Annotated in this window: 2 protein-coding genes; both read right to left on the reverse strand. The window is 67.6% G+C overall.

Features of this window, described 5'->3' with window-relative positions; all coding sequences use genetic code 11:
- Window positions 1-269, reverse strand: a 269-nt coding sequence (locus MXD95_RS04085; protein ID WP_250639171.1) for a type II toxin-antitoxin system RelE family toxin, incomplete at its 3' end; no start/stop codon positions are given.
- Window positions 270-280: 11 nt separating this feature from the next.
- Window positions 281-547, reverse strand: a complete 267-nt coding sequence (locus tag MXD95_RS04090) for a type II toxin-antitoxin system Phd/YefM family antitoxin (protein WP_250639172.1) — start codon at window positions 545-547, stop codon at window positions 281-283.
- Window positions 548-704 lie beyond the last annotated feature (157 nt).

Genomic DNA, 704 nt, shown 5'->3' on the forward strand with positions numbered 1-704 from the left:
ACGTCCCGACGGTGATCGATATCGACGACGGTCACGACCATGGCCTTGTCGTCAATACGGTAGATGATCCGGTAGGTTCCGCGCCGGGCACTGAACCGGTCGTCGAGCGGCGGCATCAGCCGCTTGCCGACTCGGTAGGGGGCGTCGAGAAGTGGGCCGGTGATGAACTCGTACGCGGCCGTGGCGACCGATTCCGGGAGGGTCTCGCCGAGCGCGCGGCGGACCGTCGGCGTGGTCCTCAGGGTGTAGGGCCCGGCTGATCCGGTCATGCGGCGCCGCGTCAGCGCCGCATCGTCTCGGCCAGCATGTCCGCGGTCACCTCTTCGCCGCGTGCGAGCTCCGCATCGGATTGCGCGAGCCGGCGCATCGTGGCCGGGTCGCTGAGGATCGCGAGCGTCTCCTCAAGCTGCTTGAGGTCCTCGACGGCCACGAGCACGGCCGACGGATGGCCGTGGACAGTGACGGTCACCCGCTCGTGATGGTCATGGACACGGCCGACGAGTTCGGACAGGTGCGACTTCACCTCGCCCAACGGTAGCGTCGTCATGACTAGAAGTATGACCAAACCTGTAGGTGATGTCGACCGTAGGGCCGGACTTTCGAGGGGCGAGCCCACCAGAGCGTCCCGAGGGCTGAGGCCGCCGCTCCAGGTCCTCACGCGGTCTTCCTCGGGGCCGATGGTCGGAGATCGGCGGACACCGAGG

This window comes from Frankia sp. AiPa1 (genome assembly GCF_023243075.1).
Classification (GTDB): Bacteria; Actinomycetota; Actinomycetes; order Frankiales; family Frankiaceae; genus Frankia.

What these genes read in the sequence shown, in the direction of transcription:
- MXD95_RS04090 (WP_250639172.1), bottom strand. Translation starts at nt 547, where the DNA reads ATGACGACGCTACCGTTGGGCGAGGTGAAGTCGCACCTGTCCGAACTC.